General features: G+C 62.9%; 16 protein-coding genes. 12 read left to right on the top strand and 4 right to left on the bottom strand.

Features of this window, described 5'->3' with window-relative positions; translation table 11 throughout:
• Positions 1-35 precede the first annotated feature (35 nt).
• Together ureC and BLV18_RS02070 are read left to right on the top strand one after the other, a co-directional pair.
• Positions 36-1,736, top strand: a complete 1,701-nt coding sequence (gene ureC, locus BLV18_RS02075; RefSeq protein WP_090355944.1) for an urease subunit alpha — start codon at positions 36-38, stop codon at positions 1,734-1,736.
• Positions 1,737-1,851: 115 nt separating this feature from the next.
• Positions 1,852-4,422, top strand: a complete 2,571-nt coding sequence (locus BLV18_RS02070) for a membrane-targeted effector domain-containing toxin (protein WP_090355941.1) — start codon at positions 1,852-1,854, stop codon at positions 4,420-4,422.
• A gap of 5 nt (positions 4,423-4,427) precedes the next feature.
• Here BLV18_RS02070 and BLV18_RS02065 read toward each other — a convergent pair whose 3' ends face one another.
• Positions 4,428-5,402 carry a DnaJ C-terminal domain-containing protein gene (locus tag BLV18_RS02065; protein ID WP_090355938.1) on the bottom strand — a complete coding sequence of 325 codons (975 nt, stop codon included), beginning with the start codon at positions 5,400-5,402 and terminating at the stop codon, positions 4,428-4,430.
• A gap of 235 nt (positions 5,403-5,637) precedes the next feature.
• Between BLV18_RS02065 and BLV18_RS02060 the strand changes: the two genes are divergently transcribed.
• Positions 5,638-6,909: an Hsp70 family protein gene (locus BLV18_RS02060; protein WP_090355935.1), complete on the top strand. Its 1,272-nt coding sequence runs from the start codon at positions 5,638-5,640 to the stop codon at positions 6,907-6,909.
• Positions 6,910-7,033: 124 nt separating this feature from the next.
• Here the strand turns inward: BLV18_RS02060 and BLV18_RS02055 are convergent, their stop codons facing one another.
• Positions 7,034-8,044: an AI-2E family transporter gene (locus BLV18_RS02055; RefSeq protein ID WP_049862003.1), complete on the bottom strand. Its 1,011-nt coding sequence runs from the start codon at positions 8,042-8,044 to the stop codon at positions 7,034-7,036.
• A gap of 240 nt (positions 8,045-8,284) precedes the next feature.
• Between BLV18_RS02055 and osmE the strand changes: the two genes are divergently transcribed.
• Positions 8,285-8,632 carry an osmotically-inducible lipoprotein OsmE gene (gene osmE, locus BLV18_RS02050; RefSeq protein WP_049862004.1) on the top strand — a complete coding sequence of 116 codons (348 nt, stop codon included), beginning with the start codon at positions 8,285-8,287 and terminating at the stop codon, positions 8,630-8,632.
• Between the two features lie 183 nt (positions 8,633-8,815).
• Positions 8,816-9,355: a ferritin-like domain-containing protein gene (locus BLV18_RS02045; protein WP_043191077.1), complete on the top strand. Its 540-nt coding sequence runs from the start codon at positions 8,816-8,818 to the stop codon at positions 9,353-9,355.
• Positions 9,356-9,465: 110 nt separating this feature from the next.
• Here the strand turns inward: BLV18_RS02045 and BLV18_RS02040 are convergent, their stop codons facing one another.
• Positions 9,466-11,538, bottom strand: coding sequence for an AsmA family protein (locus BLV18_RS02040; protein WP_090355933.1), 2,073 nt, complete (start codon positions 11,536-11,538; stop codon positions 9,466-9,468).
• Between the two features lie 447 nt (positions 11,539-11,985).
• Here BLV18_RS02040 and BLV18_RS02035 point away from each other — a divergent pair, with 447 nt between their 5' ends.
• The 7 genes from BLV18_RS02035 (at position 11,986) to BLV18_RS02005 (ending at position 17,004) form a co-directional block, all read left to right on the top strand.
• Positions 11,986-12,444, top strand: a complete 459-nt coding sequence (locus BLV18_RS02035) for a hypothetical protein (protein WP_043191081.1) — start codon at positions 11,986-11,988, stop codon at positions 12,442-12,444.
• 164 nt (positions 12,445-12,608) lie between these two features.
• Positions 12,609-13,235 carry a TetR family transcriptional regulator gene (locus BLV18_RS02030; protein ID WP_090355931.1) on the top strand — a complete coding sequence of 209 codons (627 nt, stop codon included), beginning with the start codon at positions 12,609-12,611 and terminating at the stop codon, positions 13,233-13,235.
• 157 nt (positions 13,236-13,392) lie between these two features.
• Positions 13,393-13,893 carry an urease accessory protein UreE gene (gene ureE / locus BLV18_RS02025; RefSeq protein ID WP_049862008.1) on the top strand — a complete coding sequence of 167 codons (501 nt, stop codon included), beginning with the start codon at positions 13,393-13,395 and terminating at the stop codon, positions 13,891-13,893.
• Positions 13,890-14,564 carry an urease accessory protein UreF gene (locus tag BLV18_RS02020; RefSeq protein ID WP_056844359.1) on the top strand — a complete coding sequence of 225 codons (675 nt, stop codon included), beginning with the start codon at positions 13,890-13,892 and terminating at the stop codon, positions 14,562-14,564. The genes ureE and BLV18_RS02020 overlap by 4 nt, the downstream gene beginning before the upstream one ends.
• Positions 14,565-14,574: 10 nt before the next feature.
• Positions 14,575-15,189 (top strand): urease accessory protein UreG, encoded by a 615-nt coding sequence (gene ureG, locus BLV18_RS02015; protein WP_049862010.1) that lies wholly within the window; start codon positions 14,575-14,577, stop codon positions 15,187-15,189.
• 56 nt (positions 15,190-15,245) lie between these two features.
• Positions 15,246-15,818, top strand: coding sequence for a HupE/UreJ family protein (locus tag BLV18_RS02010; protein ID WP_090355928.1), 573 nt, complete (start codon positions 15,246-15,248; stop codon positions 15,816-15,818).
• Positions 15,819-15,915: 97 nt separating this feature from the next.
• Entirely contained in the window at positions 15,916-17,004 is a 1,089-nt protein-coding gene (locus BLV18_RS02005) for an AGE family epimerase/isomerase (protein WP_090355926.1), read from the top strand.
• Positions 17,005-17,015: 11 nt separating this feature from the next.
• Here the strand turns inward: BLV18_RS02005 and BLV18_RS02000 are convergent, their stop codons facing one another.
• On the bottom strand, positions 17,016-17,783 hold the full coding sequence (locus BLV18_RS02000; RefSeq protein ID WP_049862013.1) for an SDR family oxidoreductase: 768 nt from the start codon (positions 17,781-17,783) through the stop codon (positions 17,016-17,018).
• Positions 17,784-17,821 lie beyond the last annotated feature (38 nt).

Below are 17,821 nucleotides of genomic sequence, written 5' to 3'. Positions count from 1 at the left end.
AGGGTCTCCACACCATTGAATTGCAGGGCATAGCGATGAAGATTTCCAGAGAAGCCTACGCCGACATGTTCGGCCCCACCGTCGGTGACAAAGTCCGCTTGGCCGACACCGACCTGTGGATCGAAGTGGAAAAGGACTTCACTACCTACGGCGAAGAAGTCAAATTCGGCGGCGGCAAGGTCATCCGCGATGGCATGGGTCAAGGCCAGTTGCTGGCCGCCGAAGTGGTCGACACGCTGATCACCAATGCCCTGATCATCGATCACTGGGGCATCGTCAAGGCCGACGTCGGCCTCAAGGACGGGCGCATCGCGGCCATTGGCAAGGCCGGCAACCCCGACATCCAGCCCGATGTAACCATTGCCATCGGCGCCAGCACCGAAGTGATCGCCGGTGAAGGCATGATCCTCACTGCTGGGGGCATCGACACCCACATTCACTTCATCTGCCCGCAGCAGATCGAAGAGGCACTGATGAGCGGCGTCACCACCATGATCGGCGGCGGCACCGGGCCGGCCACCGGCACCAACGCGACCACCTGCACCTCTGGCCCCTGGCACATGGCGCGCATGCTCCAGGCCGCCGATGCCTTCGCCATGAACATCGGCTTCACCGGCAAGGGCAACGCCAGCCTGCCCGAGCCGCTGATCGAACAGGTCAAGGCCGGCGCCATCGGCCTCAAACTGCACGAAGACTGGGGTACCACGCCTGCGGCCATCGACAATTGCCTGAGCGTGGCCGACCAGTACGACGTGCAGGTCGCCATCCATACCGACACACTCAACGAGTCGGGCTTCGTCGAGACCACCCTCGCCGCTTTCAAGGGCCGCACCATTCACACCTACCACACCGAAGGCGCCGGCGGCGGCCACGCCCCGGACATCATCAAGGCCTGCGGCTTCGCCAACGTATTGCCCAGCTCGACCAACCCGACCCGCCCGTTCACCCGCAACACCATCGACGAGCACCTGGACATGCTCATGGTCTGCCATCACCTGGACCCCAGCATCGCCGAGGACGTGGCCTTCGCCGAAAGCCGCATTCGACGCGAGACCATTGCCGCCGAAGACATCCTGCACGACCTGGGTGCGTTCTCCATGATCAGCTCCGACAGCCAGGCCATGGGTCGGGTCGGCGAGGTGATCACGCGCACCTGGCAGACCGCCGACAAGATGAAGAAACAACGCGGCCCGCTGCCCGAAGACGCCGAGGGCAACGACAACTTCCGCGCCAAGCGCTACATCGCCAAGTACACCATCAACCCGGCCATCACCCATGGCATCAGCCACGAAGTGGGTTCGGTCGAAATCGGCAAATGGGCTGACCTGGTGCTCTGGCGTCCGGCCTTCTTCGGCGTCAAACCAACCTTGATCCTCAAGGGAGGCGCCATCGCGGCCAGCCTCATGGGCGACGCCAACGCCTCTATTCCTACGCCGCAGCCGGTGCACTACCGCCCCATGTTCGCCAGCTTCGACGGCTCGCGCCACGCCACCAGCCTGACCTTCATCAGCCAGGCCGCGCTGGACGCCGGGATGCCTGCACAGCTGGGCTTGAAGAAGCGGATCGCCGTGGTGAAAGGCTGCCGCTCGGTGCAGAAGACCGACTTGATCCACAACGGCTACTTGCCCGACATCGACGTCGACCCGCAGACCTATCAGGTCAAGGCCGACGGCGTGCTGCTGTGGTGCGAACCGGCCGACGTGCTGCCCATGGCGCAGCGCTACTTTCTGTTCTGAGCGGGCCTGTGCCAACGCCGGGTGCCGAACCGAGCTGAGCTGGCCTATCTATGTAGGCCGTTGACTCCGGTTGGATTTTCTATGGTGCAGCTCCATTCGATCCAGGAGCTACACCATGACCGGAACCACCCCTTTATCTGCTGCGAACGTCAGCGCCATCGCCGACCGCTACTACGAGAACTTCCCCGACCTGCGAGGATCGGCCCACGACTGGGGGACCAAGCTGCTCAAGTTCCATACCGGCCTGGACCTGGACCCGGACACCGTTTATTGGCACGACTTCGACAACGCCCAGAACAACCCTCGGGCCTTTACCGGGCAACAGCATATGGGCAAACCCGCAGAGACGCTCACCGTCACCGAGCTGGTGCTGCGCCGATTCAAGACGTTCTACCAAGTGAACTTCGACCTGCTCGATCAGATGTCCGGGTTCTACACCGTTCAACACGCCGGGCTCTACAACGAAACGAACGAGGTGCCATTGGCGCCCTCGCAGATCATGCAGGAATTCTGGGCAACCGATTTCTCGACCCACTATCAGAAACGCCTGGACAGCTTCCTGCGCAATTACGCCGATGACGGCCGCGTGCTGGTCAAGATCCTGTTCTTCAGCTTCGTCTGGAACGCCTACAACACCGGCGCGCTGAGCAACAAGGAACTCAGGCTGGTGTTCGATGCGTTCGCCGGGCCGATCTCGGGAGCGCCCACGCTGGAAGACATGAAGCGGCTGCACACCACTCGCAAGACGACGGTGGTCAAGAGTTTCACGCTGGGTGATCTGAGCTCCTACGACATCCTGCGCATCACCACCGGCCAGGGGCCGGAAATCCTCTACATGCCGGCCGGCTGGTTCCGAACCTTTCACAACGAACAACAGATGTACGACTGGGTGGCCGAGACTGCCGCTCTCGAGCAGGGACGCGAGCGTCTGATCGCACACTTCGATACACGCGGGGAGTCGAACACGCCACCGCGCACGCTGCTCCTGGCCACGTTGGAGCGCATCCGCACCACTCCATGGCAAGCCGGACAGCGCCTGCTCAACGGCAGCGCCACAACGATCGAAAAAGATGTCTTCACTTTTCTGTTCGACAGCGTGGGCAATCGGCTGAAGCTAGACGCCAAACAGTTGCTCAACAGCAACCATGAGCTACGCAAGGACCTGTTTCTGGTCGATCTGGAGGCGTTCATGCGAATCATCACACCGCTGGCTCCAGGCGACTCGATCGTGGCACTGGTAGCGGTCGCGGCTGGGTCGGTTGCCTTTGGCAGCCACCTCGCCCAGGCTGTGCACGGCTCGACCAAGAGCGTGCGCCAGGCCGCTTTCAAGGCCGCGATACTGGACGCGTTGAACATCATTATGGACATGCCGCTGTTGCGCGGTGTGGGTGACGAGGCCATTGGCGAACTGGGCAACTTCGAAGAGCTGGGTGCGGCGCTCGACCTGGATACCGAAGAGCTGGCCCAGATAGATCGTGTGACGCCCGGCGACTCGTCGCTCGATCTCATTGCGACGGACGAAGACTTGACCGGATTGCCGGAGGGAACCGGCATCTATCAGGGCGTGTTCACCAATCCCGATGGTCAGTACTACATTCGCCTGGCGGGCAAGATCTTTCAGGTCGTCCACATCGACACGCTTGACCGCTGGGTGATCGTCGATCCGATCGCACCGCAACAGATCGCCGGCAGCTACCCCGTGCAGAGAGACTGGAAAGGCCGCTGGGAGCTGTTCACTGTGACCGCACCCGAAAACGTAGCCACCCACACCGATGCGCTGGCCGCATTCGACACGTCGCCAGGCTTTCGCGATGTCATCGCGATGCTGATCAACCCCAATGCGAAGCAGTTGATGACCGGTCCCATCGACAGCGTGCTGCGTGGCGCACGGTCGCAGTTGATCGAGGTGCGCCAAGCCCTTGCGGACAAAGCGCAGGCGTTTTTCCTGGCCGCCACACCACAGCAGAGTCCACGACTGCCGACGCCCAGCAGTACCATGACACCCAAGGAGTTTTTCACTCAGGTCTATGCCACCAATACCGGACTGGTCATCAACGAAACCCGGAATGCCGTCGGCAGTTGCCAATTGCTGATCAAGTACATGTCAACGCTCAAGGCGCAGCAGGTCAAGACCCTCTATGTCCAAGGGCTGCTCAAGGACCTTCACCAGGACCTGCTCGACCAGTTTCAGCAAAACGGAATATTCGGCCGCGATCTGGAAAAAAGGCTGCGCGATCTGCACAACCGTGGCACCGGCCTGGACAGTGGCCGCTACACGTTGCGTCAAGTGCTGGTGGAGGCGCGACGCCAGGGGATCGTCATCAAGGCGCTGGACTGCGCCGCCAGCCTGTCCACCGACGGTCTGAGCAGCGCTGTGCCACCTCTGCAACAACGCTTGCGCGTCTACTATGCGTACGCGCGCATCGAAGCTTTGCAGAGCATCAAGTCAGACGAAAAGTGGCTGGCCCTCACCGACCAGACCTTAGCCAACCACTATGACCGAACCCCTGGCCTGGCCAACCTCACCGGCGTCCCCAGTCTGAGGGTCACACGGGTGGACAGTGGTCAACCATTACGTTTCGGCGTCGATGCCGGCGAAGTGGTGACAGCGGGCCTGGTACCGATCCGCGGCGACATCCGCCTGAAAATGCCAGCGGCTGACAGCGGTCCGCGCGTCGATCACTGACGGTATCAGCGCGCCCAGTTCTCGCGCGGATCGAAGTCGGCGCGCTTGGCCAATGTCGCCCAGGCTGCCTTGGTGTCCTCGTCACCCGCAGGGGGCATGACCACCTTGATCTGCGCGAACAGATCACCCCGCCCGCCCTGCTTGTTCTTCAGGCCCATGCCCTTGACTCGCAGGCGCTGACCATTCTGGCTGTCCGGGCGGATCGTCAGGTTGATCCGGCCGGTCAAGGTGGGTACGGCCACCTTGGTGCCCAACGCCACTTCCCAAGGGGCCAACGGCACCTGGATGATCAGGTCGTGGCTGTCCACCTCGAACAACGGGTGAACGGCCAGGCGTAAAGTCAGGAACAGATCGCCGCTGGCACCGCCCGCAACCCCGGGCGCACCCTGGCCCTTGAGGCGGATGCGTTCGCCGTCGGCAACGCCTGCGGGAATCTTCACGTTGAGGTTCTTGACCACATCGGTCAGACGCTGACCGCCCGCGTTGTATTGCGGCACCTTGAAGCTGATCTTCTTCGACTCGTCGGCGAGGGTTTCCTCGAGCGAAATCGACAGCTCCATCTCCACGTCCTGGCCATTGCGCGCCGGGCTGCGCTGCTGCCCACCGCGCCCGAACGGATTGCCGCCGGCTGCACCACGACCGCCGCCGCTGTTGCCGAAAATGGTGCTGAAGAAATCCGAGAAGTCACCGGCGCTTTCCTCATGGAAACCACCGCCGCCCCGCCCCTGCCAGCCCGGCGGTCCCTGGAACGGGCGACCGTGCTGGCCGTACTTGCGCAGCTCGTCGTATTCGGCACGCTTGTCGGCATTGCTCAGCGCTTCGTAGGCCTCGCTGGCTTCCTTGAACTTGTCCTCGGCGTCCTTTTCCTTGCTGACGTCGGGGTGATATTTACGTGCAAGCTTGCGGTAGGCGGTCTTGATCGCCTTCTCGTCCGCCGTCGGCTCGACGCCCAGAATCTTGTAGTAGTCTTTGAAATCCATCTAAGCATCACCATCAATGAGCGAATGCGCGCCGCCCGCGCCTATTGGTCGGACTCGGCAACGCATGGGAAGTTTATCGGCTGCAAGGCACTGGATGTGAACAGTGAGTTGTACAGCCCGGTCGATGGCTAGAAGGTTGGGGCCGCCGGCTCACTTTCAAGACAGCCGCAGCTCTTGATTCTGTACGCAACTGGCATACACTGCGCGGCCGTTTTTTGAACAGACTCGCCTTGCCATGAAAAACGCATCCCCGGCCCGCGCCTGCGGCATCGACTTCGGCACCTCCAACTCCACTGTCGGCTGGCATCGCCCGGGCAGCGAGACGCTGATCGCGTTGGAAGAGGGCAAGATCACCCTGCCTTCGGTGATCTTCTTCAACTTCGAAGAGCGGCGTCCGGTGTACGGCCGCCTGGCCCTGCACGAATACCTGGAAGGCTATGAAGGCCGTCTGATGCGTTCGCTCAAGAGCCTGCTGGGCTCCAAGCTGATCAAGCACGACACCAGCGTGCTGGGCACGGCGATGCCGTTCAAGGACTTGCTCGGGCTGTTCATCGGCGAGCTCAAGCAGCGTGCCGAGGCCAACGCCGGTCGTGCGTTCGATCAGGTCGTGCTCGGCCGCCCGGTGCATTTCGTCGACGACGACGCGGCCGCCGACCAGGAAGCCGAAGACACCCTGGCCGAGGTGGCGAAAAAGGTCGGTTTCAAGGACGTGTCGTTCCAGTTCGAACCCATTGCGGCCGCCTTCGACTACGAGTCCACCATCGAACGTGAAGAGCTGGTGCTGATCGTCGACATTGGCGGTGGTACGTCCGACTTTTCCCTGGTGCGCCTGGCGCCAGAGCGCCGTGGGCTGGACGACCGTGCCGAAGACATCCTGGCCACCGGTGGCGTGCACATCGGCGGGACCGACTTCGACAAGCAGCTCAGCCTGCAAGGCGTCATGCCGCTGTTCGGCTATGGCAGCCGGATGAAGAGCGGCGCCTTCATGCCGACCAGCCACCACATGAACCTGGCCACCTGGCACACCATCAACTCGGTGTACCTGCAGAAGTCGCAACTGGCGCTGGGCAGCATGCGCTACGACATCCAGGACACCGACGGTATCGACCGCCTGTTCAAGCTGATCGAGCAGAAAGCCGGACACTGGCTGGCGATGGAAGTGGAAGAAACCAAGATCCAGCTGACCGAGGCGGCCAGTCGCCATGTGCCGCTGGACCGGATCGAGTCGGGCCTGAGCGTGGAGCTGACCCGGGCGCTGTTCGAGGCGGCCATCGACAACCTGCTCGAACGCGTGCGCGGCAGTGTCGGCGAATTGCTGAACAAGGCGGGTGTGGGCGTGGAACAGGTCGACACGGTGTTCTTCACCGGCGGTTCGAGCGGCATCCCGGCCCTGCGCAACAGCGTTGCGGCAATGCTGCCCAATGCGCGGCATGTGGAAGGCAACATCTTCGGCAGCATCGGCAGCGGCCTGGCCATCGAGGCGCGCAAGCGCTACGGCACGGAGTAAGGCAGGTCCGGCCTCTTCGCGGGCAGAGCCCGCTCCCACAGAGCTCCCACAATACCTGTGGGGGCGGGGATTGTGGGAGCGGGGCGGGCGGCGAGCCATCTGCCCGCGAAGAGGCCAGTAAGCTTTACACCAACTGAGCCTGCTTCAACTCACTCTTCAGATAGGCATAGTAGATCGGCCCCGCCACCACCCCAGGCAGCCCGAACGCTGCCTCGAAGATCAGCATCGCCAGCAGCAGCTCCCACGACTTGGCACTGATCTGCCCACCGACGATCCGCGCGTTGAGGAAGTACTCGACCTTGTGAATGAGTATCAGATAACCCAGCGCCGCCATGGCCACCCAGATCGACAGTGACAGCCCGACGATGGTGATCAAGGTGTTCGAGATCAGATTGCCGATCACCGGCAACAGCCCGAGCAGGAAGGTCAGCACGATGAGGGTCTTGGTCAGCGGCAGCTTGATCCCGCATAACGGCAGTACCACGGCCAGGAAAATGGCCGTGAAGAAGGTGTTCAGCAGGGAAATCTTGATCTGCGCGAAGACGATGTTGCGAAAGGCCCGCACCAGCAGCGCCAGACGGTCGAACAGCGCCGCCGCCAGGGGCTTGCGCTGGTCGGGATCGGGAATCGCCTGCAGCGCGATGATGGCGCCCAGCACCATGCCGATCAGCAAGGTCACGAACATGTGCGCGGCATCCTTGCCGACCAGTTGCAGATCGCTCAGGTGCTTGCTCAGCCAGCCGCTGATGGCCACGCGAAATTCGGCGGCGCTGGCTGGCAGGTAGGCGTCGATGAAGGGCGGCAACTGGCCGCGGGCACGATCGACCACGCCCATGAACTTGTTCAGCGAGGCACCCGGGTTTTCCGCTTCGTGCAGGACGAAGCTGATGACGCCGGCGAACAGCAGCGCCAGGCTGCTGACCACCAGCGTGCCCAGCAGCGCCACCGCCACCCACCGCGCACGACGCCCGGCGATCAGTCGCTCCAGTTGCGGGGTCAGCATGTTGACCAGTTCGAACACCAGCAGGCCCGCCAACAGGCTGGGCAGCAGGCGCATCGGCAAGACCAGCAAAAGGCCGCCAAACACCAGAATCCAGCTGGCGATCAGCACTTGACGCGAAGAGAACATGGGCATAAAGCCTCAGAAGCGAGCGATTCGAAAGGACAGGCAGTCTGCCAGCGTTGCGAGCGAAGGGCCAGTAGACGAACGCAGGCGCGGCCCCGGCTAAATTGCGTCATTTGTTTTCCAGCATGGGCTGCCCGCAAAAGGCCTGGCCAGCCAGTCGACGAGCGAAAAATTTCAGAACTATCGTCTCCTCACCACGCTCCAAACCAGCACGGGGCCACTCACGGCCCATCGAAGGAGCGACTCCCCATGTACAAGCAATCCTTGGCTGCACTGTGTGTCATCGCCTCGCTGGCCGGCTGTTCCTCGAACACCACCGTGCAGAACCCGGTGGACTTCGTGACCTATCGCGACGCACCGCTGGTCAAGCAGGTCGAGAAAGGCATGACCATGCAGCAGGTCCTGGCCATCGGCGGCACACCGTCGACCGTCGTTGCAGGCACCGCCAACTCCGCCTACGGCACCTGCAACAACTACATCCTCAACCGTGAAGGCCATCAACAGCCTTACTACGTCAGCTTCGACAGCTCGGGCCGTGTGGCGACCAAGGGCTTCATGACCTGCGAGCAACGCAAGCTGAACGAAACCGCGCCGTAATCCTGCGTCAGGCGGCTGACGAAAGGCCTTACCCAGGCCATTTGTAATAAAACTTTTCGTCGCCGCCGCCACTCACATTCCTGTAGCGACATTCATGCAATGACGCATCTGCACCGATCCCGCCGGGTTCCGAATTCGGAACAACAGAGCGCGACGGCTCAAACCGTATAGCTGGAGATAAACATGCTGAACCTCGAAACTTCCCAACTGACATCCGTGCAAGACCTGCGTGCCCGCGCACGTCAGAACGTCGATCAAGGCGCCGTCACCGAAGGCTACAACGCCGACCGCGAAGAGATCATCAAACTGCTCAACGGCTCGCTGGCCACCGAACTAGTGTGCGTGCTGCGCTACAAGCGCCACTACTTCATGGCCAGTGGCCTGAAGGCCAGCATTGCGGCCGATGAATTCCTCGAGCACGCCGAGCAGGAAGCCGAACACGCCGACAAGCTGGCCGAGCGCATCGTGCAACTGGGCGGCGAGCCGGAATTCAACCCGGACCTGCTGAGCAAGAACTCCCACGCTCAATACGTGGCAGGCAACACGCTCAAGGAAATGGTCTACGAAGACCTGGTGGCCGAGCGGATCGCTATCGACAGCTACCGCGAAATCATCCAGTACATCGGTGACAAGGACCCTACCACTCGCCGCATCTTCGAAGACATCCTGGCCCAGGAAGAAGAACACGCCGACGACATGGCCGACATTTACAACGCGCTGTAAGCGTCAGTCGCAGGTCCCAAGCCAGAACTCAGGTTCTGGCTTTTTTGTGCCCGGTCATTTTGCCTGCACCTCGTAGGAGCGGTCCGTGGCCGCTCCTACCAGCAACCGGCTCAGGACCCAGGTACCGTCTTCGGAGCCTTGCCCGCCTTCATCTGCTGCAGGAGCGGCGTGCACTGATTCGGCTCGCCACCGCTGGGTGCCACCAACGCCAGCAGGCCAGCCGCCGGCCCGATGGCAGCGCCGAGTGCGACCATCCCTGCACCGCGCAACAGCAAAGGCACCGCTTGCACGCCAGCATTGGGCTTGGCGAACGGGCCGCGCACGTACAGCGGCGAGCGCAGCGACAGCAGACGGAAGCCCTTGGACTCTGGAGAGATCTTCAGGTCCAGTTGTTCCTGCTTGAAATTCACCGTGCCATCGATGTAGATGATCGCGTTCTCGGTATCGAAGACGAACAGATCGGTGCTGGCCAGCCCGTTCTTGATGCCCAGTGACGCGGCCGCACAGTTGATGTCCACCTCCTTGTCACCGAAGATCTTGCCGACCAGGTAGTTGCCGACGTTCAGCCCGGCAATCTCCATCAGGTCGCGGCTCACCGCGCCATCGTTGACGAGCATTTTCAGATTGCCATTGGCCGTGCCCAGCAGCGCCGCCACCGAATTGCCGGTGCCGGCAATCTCGGCATCGCCGTTGAGCTGACCGAAGCTGGTGCGCATGGGTTCGAACGAGGGGAACAGTTGCTTGAGCTGAAAGCCGCGCGCGGTCAATTTGGCCCGACCCTGCAACGGCGTGGTGCGGCCGTTGAGCGAGATCTGTGCGTCGAGCTTGCCCCCGGCCACGCCGAAGCGTAGCGGCTCCAGGCGCAGGTTGCCGTCGTCCAGTACCACATGAGTATACAGGTCCGTGAACGGCAGATCCTCGCTGTGGACGATCTTGCGCCCGGTGAATTCGACGTCGGCGTCCATGGCGCGCCAGCGGTCGGTCTTGAACTCTTCCACCGGCAGGACCTTGCCGGCCGGTTGCTTGCTCGCCCCGCCGCGGGCCTTCTGCTCGGCATTGGAGTCGGCACCGATCAACGGCTTGAGGTCGGCGAACAACAACTGGTTCGACACCAGCGCGCCGCTCAGCTTTGGCCGAGGCTGGCTGGCGACGAAGCCCAGGTTGCCATGGATGTCGCTGTTGCCGATCTTGCCGTTGAAATCCTCATAGCGAAACGACGCGCCGCCAGGCTCGTGCAGCTTGACCACCAAGTGCCCATCGGTTTCGTACGCGGGAGAATCCGGCAGGGTCACGCCGGTCAGTGGGTAGAGATTGCCCAGGCTGCTGCCACTCAGGCGCAGGCGCAAATCCAGCGCGCCCAGGTTGCGCGGATCGGTCAGAGTGCCGGCAACCGCAGCGCGGGTGTCGGCGATACGCACATCGACCTGGACGGGAAACGGCCGGGAAGCGTCCTGCAGCGCCAGCAGCCCGCCGATCTTGCCCGAGCCCGAGAGCGGCAGGTCCTTGTAGCGACCATCGACCTTGAAGCCGAACGCGTAGTCCTGCGCACTGGCACCTTGGTCGGCGACTTTCTTGGCCGCACCGCTGCCGACGATGTCGCTGAACGGAATGGGTTTACCCAATGGGTCGATCAACACCTTGACCGAAGTCTTGAGCGTCTGGTCGTCGAACGCCACCACGCCCTTGTCGAAGCCGATGGAGCCGATGTCCATGACCCATTTGGACGGCTCGGCGTCGGGGTCCTTTTCGTCGAACTGGAAGGTCCAGTTGGCGCGACCATCGGCCAGACGTTGCAGGGAGACATCGGGACCGGTCAGGTCGATACGCGGTATGACCACGCGCTGGGCCAGCAGAGGCAGCGGCGAAAGACGAAATTCGACCTTCTGCAGGCTGGCCATCTGAGGTTTCGACGACCAATCGGGGTTGCCCAGGGTGATGTCCTGAGCGACGAAACGCGGCCACGGCACCCAGGCACGCCAGCCCCCTTCATCCTCTTCACGCTGCCAATGCACGGCGAGGTCACCATTGATGGCAAAGGGACGATGCAGGGCTTCGGAAACCTTTTCGTTGAGCGTGGGTTTGATTCGATTCCAATCGAAGGTGGCGATCACCACTACCACTATCAGCAGCAGGACCAACAGGCTGCCCAGGGTCCAGGCGACGATTTTACGTGGGCGCGTCATTGCGGGCTCCTTGAGACTGCGTGCTCCCGCGAGCACAGGGGGTACTACCAACAAGGGTAGGACTGATAAACGCCTTGAGGGTTTAGTTTTTGGGTTTTTCGAGCCCGGACGCGGCTTGCGCCGCTGCTACAGGGATCGTGGTATGCCCCTGTAGCAGCGGCGCAAGCCGCGTCGGTAGTGCCTGGGATCCGCCCGATAAAACGCGTCCAATCCGGAATATGCATGCGTCATTCACTATCAACGTTACCGATGGTGACGCCCGACAACGGTGCCCAAGCCCACGAAAATCCCCGCACTGGTGCACTGAAACCCTCGATCTAGAGCCCTCGCGGCAAAACATCATTTTCGTTGATTGTTACCATTGCCTTTATGAACTTTTCTATCGAATTTCAGAGAGTAGCATTGGCTCTGTACCCAATTTCTGCCCTCCCAAGGAGCGCCTACATCATGAAACGCCAATTGCTGCTTTCCCTGACCCTGTCCGTCCTGGCTGCCAACGCTTTCGCCATGCCAGCTGCGGATCAAAGTGTTTCCGCCGAGCTTCGCTCCAGCGCTGCCAGCTACAGCCAGCCCTACCTGGCCGAAGATGGCTCGGACCGTACCCCACAAGGCGCTGTCGCCGAGAACGGTTCGGACCGCACCCCTCAGGCCACTTTCGCTGAAGACGGTTCGGATCGCACTCCACAAGGCACCTTCGCCGAAAACGGTTCGGATCGCACTCCGCAGGCCACCTTCGCTGAAGACGGCTCGGATCGCACCCCACAAGGCACCTTCGCCGAGAACGGTTCCGATCGCACCCCTCAGGCCACCTTCGCTGAAGACGGTTCGGATCGCACTCCACAGGGCACCTTCGCCGAGAACGGCTCGCAGCGCCTGCTCGATCGTCAAGACCAAGCCAACGCATGAGCCTGCTGTTCGAGGTCTCCGACAAAGCCCGGTTTCTCCAGACCGGGCTTTCCGATCCAGTCTGACCCGTCGTTGATGCAACCCCTCGCCCCGCCTTCCTGGTTCGACGCCCAGCCTGTCAATTTGCTAGAGTCCTTCGCTGCCCTTGTATAGAAGCACCGTCGATGTTGCCGCGCGCCGAACAGAAACAGCAGACCCGCCTTGCCCTCCTCGAAGCCACACGCCAATTGATGGCGGCCGGCCGAGGCTTCGGCAGTATCAGCCTGCGCGAAGTCGCCAAGGCTGCCGGCATCGTACCGACCGGCTTCTACCGCCATTTCGACGACATGGACCAGCTCGGTCTGGCCCTGGTCAACGAAGTCGACGCCACGTTTCGCGCCACTCTGCGTCTTGTGCGTCACCATGAAATCGTGGTCGGCGGGCTCACCGCAGCCTCGGTGCGCATCTTTCTCGATGGCGTAGCCGCCAACCGCCCGCAGTTCCTGTTCCTCGCCCGCGAGCAATACGGCGGTTCCCTGCCCGTGCGCCAAGCCATCGCCACCCTGCGCGCGGGCATCAGCGCGGACCTGGCGACTGACCTGGGCTCCATGCCCAAATGGCAGCACCTGGACAGTGCCTCGCTGCAGGTCATGGCCGACCTGGTGGTCAAGGCCGTGTTCGCCACGTTGCCGGAACTGATCGACCCACCGGCACCCGACCTGCCGGCTCACCTGACGCCCGAAGCGAAGATCAGCCAGCAACTGCGCTTCATCTTCATCGGCGCCAAGTACTGGAAAGGGCTTAGCCAATAGCCCTCGCGCCTTGCACTGGTGCGCGCAGATATCATCTGCACTGAAGTGGTGCGCAAAACCGCCCTCTTTTCTGGCAACAGCCAAGCGCCGGCGGTCATCCAAAGGTTGGCAAGACACTTGCTCTGCATTGGCCACTGCCTTCAGAAGGACGCCACCAATGCTGGTTATTCACCGCCGAATCGCGCCTGCGGACCAATGGGCTGCCGAGCTGCACCTGAACTTCGAGGCCCGCAGCAAAAGTCGCCTGCGCTGTTTCAGTGCCGAGGGTGAAGATGTCGGACTGTTTCTCGAACGCGGCCAGCCTCCCTTGCACGACGGCGAATGCCTGCAGGCCGAAGACGGTCGAGTGGTGCGCGTGTGCGCCCGTCCCGAGGAACTGCTGCACGTCACCTGCGCAAGCGCCTTCGAACTGACCCGCGCGGCCTATCACCTGGGCAATCGCCACGTCGCCCTGCAAGTCGGTGACGGCTGGCTGCGCCTGCTCGACGACTACGTGCTCAAGGCCATGCTCGAACAGCTCGGCGCACAGACCCAGACGCTGCTCGCCCCTTTTCAACCCGAGCACGGTGCCTACGGCGGTGGTCACCATCATTCGCGACACGGCGAAGAAGGCTTCAACTACGCGCCCAAACTGCATCAGTTCGGCGTGCGCACGTGAACAACGCCTGGGCCCTGCTGCGCCTGGCCAGCCCACAGTTGCCGATCGGTGGCTACAGCTATTCGCAGGGCCTGGAAATGGCCGTGGAAAACGGCACGGTCAACGATGCACAGAGCGCCCATCACTGGATCGCCGACCAACTGCTGCTCAACCTGGCGCGCTTCGAAGCGCCCCTGCTGCTCGCCCATTGCATGGCCGCAGCGCAGGACGACTGGGGGCAGCTGCTGGAACTGAGCGCCGAACACCGCGCGAGTCGGGAGACCCGCGAGCTGCAACTGGAGAGTCGGCAGATGGGCTATTCGCTCAAGCAACTCCTGCTCGGCCTTGCCGAATTGGATATCCCAGCCCGTCGCTACCTGGCTCAGATCGAAGAACCTCACCTGGCCCTGGGCTGGGCGCTGGCCGCGCGGGCCTGGAACATCCCGGCGCAAGACGCGCTGGCCGCCTGGCTGTGGAGCTGGCTGGAGAACCAACTGGCAGTGCTCATGAAGACCTTGCCCCTGGGTCAGCAGGCCGCCCAGCGCCTCACTACCCAATTGCTGCCGACTTTGCAGTTGGCCCAGCGCAATGCCACCGAACTGGATCCTCAACACTACGGCAGTGCCGCCTTCGGCCTGTCCCTGGCGAGCATGGCCCACGAACGCCAGTACAGCCGCCTGTTCCGTTCCTAGGAGAATCACCATGAATACCCAACCTCTGCGTGTCGGTATCGGAGGCCCGGTAGGCTCCGGCAAGACCGCGCTGACCCTGGCCCTGTGCCTGGCCCTGCGCGAGCGCTACAACCTGGCGGTGGTCACCAACGACATCTATACCCGTGAAGACGCCGATTTTCTGGTACGCAACCAGGCGCTCGCCCCCGAACGCATCATCGGCGTGGAAACCGGCGGCTGCCCGCACACCGCCATTCGCGAAGACGCTTCCATCAATCTGGAAGCCGTGGACCAGCTCAATCGGCGTTTTCCAGGCCTGGACCTGATCCTCGTGGAATCGGGTGGCGACAACCTGTCCGCCACCTTCAGCCCAGAGCTTTCGGACCTGACCATCTACGTGATCGATGTGTCCGCCGGCGACAAGCTACCGCGCAAGGGCGGCCCCGGTATCTGCAAGTCCGACCTGCTGGTGATCAACAAGATCGACCTGGCACCACTGGTGGGTGCATCCCTGGAGATGATGGACGGCGACACCCGACGCATGCGCGGCGAAAAGCCGTTCGTCTTCAGCAATCAGAAGACCGGCCAGGGCCTGGAGCAGATCATTGCCTTCATCGAGCGCCAGGGCTTGCTCGACGCCGCCTGAGCCGTTGCCACCCTTGCTTTCATTGCAGTGAACACGACGATAAGGAAAACACTCACATGACCTTCAAGACGCTCTTCACCTGTGCGGCCCTGCTGCTGACTCCAGCTGTCGCCTTCGCTCATCCGGGCCATGGCGACAACGGCCTGCTGGCCGGTATCGGCCACCCCCTGGGCGGCCTCGATCATTTGCTGGCCATGCTCGCCGTAGGCCTTTGGGCGGCGCAGCAACAGGGTGCAGCGCGCTGGGCGTTGCCGTGCACCTTCGTCGGCACCATGCTCATCGGTGGTCTGCTGGGCTTTGCCGGCCTGCAACTGCCCGCGCTGGAAAGCGGCATTGCCGCTTCGGTACTGGCCCTGGGTCTGGCCGTGGCGCTGGCGGTGCGGCCACCGCTGATCCTGGCCGTGGTCGCCACGGCGCTGTTCGCCCTGTTTCACGGCGTGGCCCACGGCCTGGAGCTGCCGGACATGTCCAGCCCCGTCGCCTATGCGGCCGGTTTCGTCGCCGCCACCGCTGCACTGCATGCAGCCGGTTATGCCGTCGTGCGCTTCCTGCCCAAGGCCGCGGCGCCGCTGGTACGCGTGGCCGGTGCGCTGTCGGCATTGACCGGCGCATGGTTGCTGGCCGGCTGATTGCGGCACGCCCCCCCTGCCTGGGGGGGCCTTGCTTTAGGAGCCGTGGCCGACACCTGCTACCATGTCGCGCAAAACGCCTCCGATGATCCCGCCAATGCCTGACCCATCGCTGCACGCCGCCCTGGCGGCCACTCAAGCGCACTTTCGCGACACCGTCCTGCCATTGTGGCAAGGCGCCGGCTTCAACACCGAACTGGGCCTGCCGTTCGAAGCGGTGAACGCCACTGGCCAGCCGTTGCCGGCGCAGCGCTATCGCGCCATGGCGTGCGCTCGTCAGCTGTACGTGTTTTCCAGTCTGATCGACCAGCCCGGTGCCCGCGAACACGCCGCCACCCTGTTCCGCTCCCTGCAACGGCATTTCCACGATGCCGAGCACGGCGGTTGGTTCTACAGCATCGACGCGCAAGGTGCACCGCTGGATCGGCGCAAGGACCTCTACACCCACGCCTTCATCGTCTTCGCCTGTGCCCACTACTGGGAAAAGGTGCGCGAGCCGCTGGTGGAGTCGGTGCTCAACGCCGCCCTGGAAGTGATCGCCACCCGGTTTTCCACAGGCGACGGCCTCCACGAAGCCCTGCTTGGCGAAGACTGGAGCGATCAGGGCGCAGGCCCTTTGCAGAACCCCTTGATGCACCTGGCAGAAGCCTTCCTGGCAACCCTGGCCGTGCGTGACGATAAACCTACCCAGGCGGCGCTGCTGGCCCTGTGCGAGGCCATGCAGGCGCGTTTCGTGGAACCCGAGCACGGCATCATGCTGGAGAAGCCGCGCGGTGCTGTGGATAACTGGTTCGAACCGGGCCATCAGTTCGAGTGGCTGTTTCTCGTGCAGACCTCACCGCTGCTGCAGGGCAGCGCCCTGCACCGCTCCCTGCAGCGCGCCTTCGCTTATGCACAAGGCACCGGCGTGCAGGATGGGGTCGTGATGGCGATGCTCAAGCTCGACGGCGAAGTCCTCGACGCCACTCAACGCATCTGGGCGCAGGCCGAGTACCTGCGCGCCCTGACGCTGCGGCCCGATGCCGATGTCGGCGCGCAGTTGCAGGTCTTGCGCGAGCGCTTCCTGCACGGCGCCGGCTGGCACGAGTGCCGCGATGGCAAAGGGATGGTCAGCCGTACCGACATGCCATCGACCACCCCTTACCACCTGCTGACCTGCTACCAGGGGCTGCAGGCGTTCGTCTGATCCCCGGCCGGTCAGGCCTTGCCGGGACGCTCGACCGCAAAGCCGGCCCACGATTGCGTGACCGGCATGACTTCCAGGCTGTTGATGTTGATGTGGGGCGGCTGGGTCAGAATCCAGTAGATGGTTTCGGCGATGTCCTGCGGCTGGATCGGGTTGGCGCCTGCATAGGTTGCATCGTAGCGCGCCTGGTCACCGCCGAAGCGCACCAGCGAGAATTCGCTTTCGCACATGCCCGGCTCAAGGTTGGTGACGCGCACGCCGGTACCTTGCAGGTCACAGCGCAGGTTCAATGAGAACTGCCCGACAAAGGCTTTGGTGCCCCCGTACACATGGCTGCCGGGATAGGGGTAATTGCCGGCCACAGAGCCCAGGTTGACGATCGTTGCCCCCTTGCCGTGGGCAATCAGGCGCGGCAGCAGCAGCCGCGTGGCGTAGATCAGCCCTTTGATGTTGGTATCGACCATGGTGTCCCAATCGTCCAGGTCGCACTTGGGCGCAGGGTCTGCGCCCAAAGCCAGACCTGCGTTGTTGACCAGCCCACTGATGCTGGCGAATTCCTCGGGCAACCCGGCAATCGCCGCCTCCATGGCCTTGCGGTCACGGACGTCGAGTACCAGCGGGAGCACGCGCGTCTTCGCCGACAGCTCTTCGCTCAACGCGGTCAGACGCTCTTCGCGGCGGCCGGTCAGAATCAACGACCAGCCGGCCTCGGCGAAACGCCGCGCGCAGGCTTCGCCGAATCCGGACGTGGCGCCAGTGATGAATACCGTGGAAGTCATGCGGTTCTCCTGAGGGTGTGGCTGCGGCGCATGGGCGC

Source organism: Pseudomonas coleopterorum (assembly GCF_900105555.1).
In the GTDB taxonomy this organism is placed as follows: domain Bacteria; phylum Pseudomonadota; class Gammaproteobacteria; order Pseudomonadales; family Pseudomonadaceae; genus Aquipseudomonas; species Aquipseudomonas coleopterorum.
Note: the sequence above shows the minus strand (reverse complement) of the source record. Positions and strands in the feature narration are given on the sequence as shown.

Bases quoted from the DNA above. Each gene is read 5' to 3' on its own strand.
- ureC (WP_090355944.1), top strand. From the start codon at position 36: ATGAAGATTTCCAGAGAAGCCTACGCCGACATGTTCGGCCCCACCGTC.
- BLV18_RS02070 (WP_090355941.1), top strand. From the start codon at position 1,852: ATGACCGGAACCACCCCTTTATCTGCTGCGAACGTCAGCGCCATCGCC.
- BLV18_RS02065 (WP_090355938.1), bottom strand. From the start codon at position 5,402: ATGGATTTCAAAGACTACTACAAGATTCTGGGCGTCGAGCCGACGGCG.
- BLV18_RS02060 (WP_090355935.1), top strand. From the start codon at position 5,638: ATGAAAAACGCATCCCCGGCCCGCGCCTGCGGCATCGACTTCGGCACC.
- BLV18_RS02055 (WP_049862003.1), bottom strand. From the start codon at position 8,044: ATGCCCATGTTCTCTTCGCGTCAAGTGCTGATCGCCAGCTGGATTCTG.
- osmE (WP_049862004.1), top strand. From the start codon at position 8,285: ATGTACAAGCAATCCTTGGCTGCACTGTGTGTCATCGCCTCGCTGGCC.
- BLV18_RS02045 (WP_043191077.1), top strand. From the start codon at position 8,816: ATGCTGAACCTCGAAACTTCCCAACTGACATCCGTGCAAGACCTGCGT.
- BLV18_RS02040 (WP_090355933.1), bottom strand. From the start codon at position 11,538: ATGACGCGCCCACGTAAAATCGTCGCCTGGACCCTGGGCAGCCTGTTG.
- BLV18_RS02035 (WP_043191081.1), top strand. From the start codon at position 11,986: ATGAAACGCCAATTGCTGCTTTCCCTGACCCTGTCCGTCCTGGCTGCC.
- BLV18_RS02030 (WP_090355931.1), top strand. From the start codon at position 12,609: ATGTTGCCGCGCGCCGAACAGAAACAGCAGACCCGCCTTGCCCTCCTC.
- ureE (WP_049862008.1), top strand. From the start codon at position 13,393: ATGCTGGTTATTCACCGCCGAATCGCGCCTGCGGACCAATGGGCTGCC.
- ureG (WP_049862010.1), top strand. From the start codon at position 14,575: ATGAATACCCAACCTCTGCGTGTCGGTATCGGAGGCCCGGTAGGCTCC.
- BLV18_RS02010 (WP_090355928.1), top strand. From the start codon at position 15,246: ATGACCTTCAAGACGCTCTTCACCTGTGCGGCCCTGCTGCTGACTCCA.
- BLV18_RS02005 (WP_090355926.1), top strand. From the start codon at position 15,916: ATGCCTGACCCATCGCTGCACGCCGCCCTGGCGGCCACTCAAGCGCAC.
- BLV18_RS02000 (WP_049862013.1), bottom strand. From the start codon at position 17,783: ATGACTTCCACGGTATTCATCACTGGCGCCACGTCCGGATTCGGCGAA.